Source organism: Rhizobium leucaenae USDA 9039 (assembly GCF_000426285.1).
GTDB lineage: Bacteria > Pseudomonadota > Alphaproteobacteria > Rhizobiales > Rhizobiaceae > Rhizobium > Rhizobium leucaenae.
Genome location: NZ_AUFB01000076.1, coordinates 1 through 4,593 on the forward strand (window position 1 = coordinate 1; position 4,593 = coordinate 4,593).

The following is a 4,593-nucleotide window of genomic DNA, read 5'->3' on the forward strand; positions in this document are numbered from 1 at the left end:
AGGACGATGTTGCCGCCGGCAGCGTTGGTGGCGTCGAAGTCGATGCCGGCGACCAGGGTTTGCGCAGACAGGCTCTGGCCGGAGATCAGCACATTGCCGGAGCCGAGGATTTGGCCGGCAACACCGATCGCGCCGCCGAGCGTTATGTCGCCGTGCGCGGTAATGGCATCCGCCGTGACGGTCGAACCGGTCGCACTAAGATCGTCGGCCGACAGCAGCGTGCCGGCAGTGACGCTGCCGCTTGAGACAAGGCTCAGATCACCGCTGCCGGTCAGCACGATGTTGCCGTTGGCAGCGGCCGTTCTGGCGAAATCAACCCCGGAGACAATAGTGCCGGCCTTGATGGTGGAGCCGGAGATGGTGACGTCGCCACCGCCAAGGATTTGGGCATTGACATCGACACGACCGCTTTCGGTCGTCGCGCCGGAAAGCGTGATGTCCTTGTGGCCGGTGATCGCATCGGCAGTAACGGACGCTGCACTGACGTCGACCGCGCCGGCGGCCTGTATGGTCGAAGCCGCCACGCCGCCGTTTACCGAAACCGAGAGGTCACCGCTCTGACCAAGCACGACATTGCCGCCGGCGGCATTGATGGCGTCAAAGTCGATGCCGGCGACAAGGGTTTGAACCGTCAGGCTCTGGCCGCTGATCAGGACATTGCCGGAGCCGAGGATTTGATCCGTGACGCTGATGGCGCCCCCGAGCGTTATGTCGCCATGGGCGGTGACGCTGTCGGCCGTGACGCTGCTGCCGCTGACATCGAGATCGCCGGCCGACAGCAACGTTGCTGCATTAAGTGCGCCGGAGGCCGTAAGCGTCAGATCGCCGCTGCCGGCGAGCACGATATTGCCATTGGCCGCAGCAGTCCCGGCGAAATCGACACCGGAGACCACGCTACCTGCCGAGATGCTGGAGCCGGAGATGCTGACGTCACTACCGCCGAGGATTTGGACACTGACATCCACGCGGCCGCTGCCCGCCGTCGTGCCGGTCACGCCGGTAAGGGCGATACCCTTGTGGCTAGTAATGGCATCGGCGGTAATCGTCGCAGCGTTGGCGTCGATAGCACCGGCCGCCTGGATGGTGGACGCGGCCGCCGCAGCGCTGACCGAGGCCGAAAGATCGCCGCTCTGGCCAAGCACGATATTGCCACCGGCTGCATCAGTGGCATCGAAGTCGATACCGGCGACAAGGGTCTGGGCTGAGAGAGATTGGCCGGTGATCGATATGTCGCCGGCACCGAGAATCTGGTCCGTCACCCTGATGGCGCCGCCGAGTATCATGTCGCCATGCGCGATAACGGCACCGGCAGTGACCGCGGTACCGGTTGTCGAAAGCGCGTCGGCCGATTGCAGTGTTCCGGCGTCGATTGCTCCGCTCGAGGCAAGTGTCAGATTGCCGCTGCTCGTCTGAACGATGCCGCCGTTGGCGGCGGCCGTTCCGGAGAAATCGACACCGGAAACAATGGCGCCGGCCTTAATGCTGGAACCGGCGATGCTGACGTCGCTGCCGCCAAGGATTTGGCCGCTAATATCAGTCGCCCCGGAAAGCGTGATGTCCTTATGGCCGGTGATCGCATCGGCAGTAACGGACGCTGCGCTGACGTCGATCGCGCCGGCAGCCTGTATCGTCGAAACCGCCGCGCCGCCGTTGACCGAAACCGTCAGGTCGCCAGTTTGGCCAAGCACGATATTGCCACCGCCGGCATTGGTCGCGTCGAAATCGATGCCGGCGACGAGGGTCCGGGCTGAGAGGCTCTGGCCTGTGATCAGCACATTGCCCGCGCCGAGAATCTGATCCGTTATGCTGATCGCGCCGCCGAGCGTCACGTCGCCGTGGGAGGTGATATTGTCGGCGATGATGGTGCTGCCGCTGGCACCGAGATCGCCGGCCGAGAGCAGCGTTCCGGCATTGATGATCCCGGTCGAGGCAAGGCTCAGATCGCCGCTGCCGGCGAGCACAATGCTGCCGCCGGAAGCGGCCGTCGCAGGGAAATCAACGCCCGAAACGACGGTACCTGCCTTGATACTGGAACCGGAGATGCTGACATTGCCGGCGCCCAGGACTTGACTGTCAATCGCGGTCGCACCGGAAAGGCTGATATCTCCATGGCCCGTGACGGCGTCGGCCGTAATGGAAGCTGCACCGACGTCGATCGCGCCTGCCGCCTGAATGGTCGGTGCCGACGCGGCGCCGCTGACGGAGACCGTCAGGTCGCCGGACTGGCCAAGCATGATATTGCCATTCGCGGCATCTGTGGCATCGAAGTCGATACCGGCGATGAGAGTCTGCGCCGAGAGAGATTGGCCGGTGATCAAGACATTTCCGGAGCCAAGGATTTGATCTGTGACGCTGATCGCGCCCCCGAGCGTCATGTCGCCATGCGCCGAGATATTGTCGGCAGTGATAGCCGAGCCCGAAGCACTGAGATCGCCTGCTGACAACAGCGTGCCGGCATTGATATTGCCGGTCGAGGTAAGCGTCAGATCACCGCTATTGGCGAGCACAATGCCGCCGTTGGCGGCTGCCGTCGCGGCAAAGTCGACGCCGGAAACGATGGCGCCGGCGTTAATGCTGGAACCGGAAATGCTGATGTCGCTGCCGCCGAGGACCTGGCCGCTGATGTCAACGCGACCGCTTGCGGTCGTCGTGCCGGTCGCACTAGAAAGCGTGATGTCCTGATGACCGGTGATCGCATCGGCGGTGATGGTGGCGGCACCGATGTCGATAGCGCCCGCGGCCTGCACGGTCGACGGCGCCATGCCGCCGCTGACCGACACCGTCAGATCGCCGCTGGATGTGAGCACGATATTGCCGCCCGCGGCATTCGTGGCATCGAAGTCGATACCGGCAACGAGGGTTTTGGCAGTCAAGCTCTGGCCGGTGATCGATACATTGCCGGCGCCGAGAATCTGGTCCGTAACATTGATGACGCCGCCAAGTATCATGTCGTCATGCGCCGAGATATCGTCGGCCATGATGGTCGCGCCACTGGCAGTGAGATTGCCTGAAGACAGCAGCGTTCCGGCGCCGAGGGCGCCAGAGGCCGCAAGGGTCAGATTGCCGGTTCCTGCTGCCGCTGCCCCGAGCACGATCGTGCCGCCGGCCGCATCCGTGGCGGCGATATCGACGCCGGAGACGATAGCATCGGCGGCAATGCTCGAACCGGTGATGCCGACATTGCCGGCGCCGAGGACCTGACCGCTGACGTCGACGCGACCGCTGCCGGCCATCGTGTTGGTGGCGCCGGCGAGCGAGATATCCTTGTGGCCGGTGATAGCATCGGCGGTGATCGTCTGGCCGACCGCATCGATCGCGCCGGCTGCAAGGATGGTGCCGGCCTGAATGGCGCCGGCGCTGTCGTTGATGGTCAGATCGCCACTACTCGCCAGCACGATGTTGCCGCCGGCGGCCTTGGTCGCGGCAAAGTCGACGCCGGAGGCGAGAAGATCGGCGCTGACGCCATTGGCGTTGCCGTTGATGGTAACAGCGCCGGCACCGAGCAGCTGGCTGGTGACATCAACGCCGCCATCGATGCCGATCTTGCCGTGGCTGGTGAGATTGCTTGACTGCAGCAGCGCGGCCTCAGCCGTGAGATCGCCGGCCGACAACAAGGTGCCGACCGTGATGTTACCGGCGCCGGCCGTTAGATCGAGCGTGCCGGAGGACCCAAGAGCGATATTGCCGCCCGCCGCAGCGGTGGCGGCAAAATCGACACCGGAGGCGATCGTCGTCGCCTGAATGCCGGCTCCGGAGATGGCGATGTTGCCGGAGGCAAGAAGCTGCCCGCTGATATCCACGCCACCGCTTGCCGTCCTCGCGCCGGTGGCACTGATGTTGGCATTACCATGCGCCGTGACGGTCTGGGCCGTGAGCGAGGTGCCATCAACCGTGATATTGCCGGAGGAGAGCAGGCTTGCGGCACTGACCGCGCCGCCTGTCGCCGTCAGTTGCAGGTCGGCAGCGCTGGCCAACATGGTCGTGCCACCTGCCTGGGTGGCGGCGATGTCGAGGCCGGAGACGGTGGCGCCGCTGGAGATCGACCGGCCGGTGGCGGTGATCGTGCCTTGAGCGAAGATGGTGCCGGAAACGGCGATATCCAGGCCGGCATTGAGGCCGATATTGTTGTAGCTCAAAAGCGAGGCGGCCGAGATCGCACCGGCAGTCGCGGTGATCGACAGCGCGCCCGTGCTGTTGGCAGCCCCCGTCAGGGCGATATTGCCAGCCGAGGCCGACAACGTCGCCGTCCCGCCGGCCGTCACATTGGCAGCGGAGATGCCGCCGGCCGAGGTCATCACCAGATTGGCGGCGCTGTTGCTGTCGCCCGTCACGCTCAGCAGGCCGGTGCCACCAGACAGGGCGATATCGTCGTCGGCAGCGACCGATTGCAGGGTAATACCCTGATCGGCCTGAATGGCGACCTTCTTCTTCGAGGTCACCTTGATGGCCGTGACCTTGTTCTTCGAGGTGATGCTGACGCCCTGGCTGCCCGAGGCATTGCCGATCGAAATCTTGCCGTCTGCCGACAGCGACAGTTCGCCGGCATTGGCCGCCATGTCGCCGCTCATGTTGACGCCGGCGCCCTTCTCGGTA

Annotated in this window: 1 protein-coding gene; it reads right to left on the reverse strand. The window is 64.6% G+C overall.

Annotated features, from left to right (window positions below; genetic code table 11):
• Positions 1-4,593 (reverse strand): beta strand repeat-containing protein (locus K290_RS37755; protein WP_028755387.1); only part of this gene is annotated, 4,593 nt, incomplete at both ends.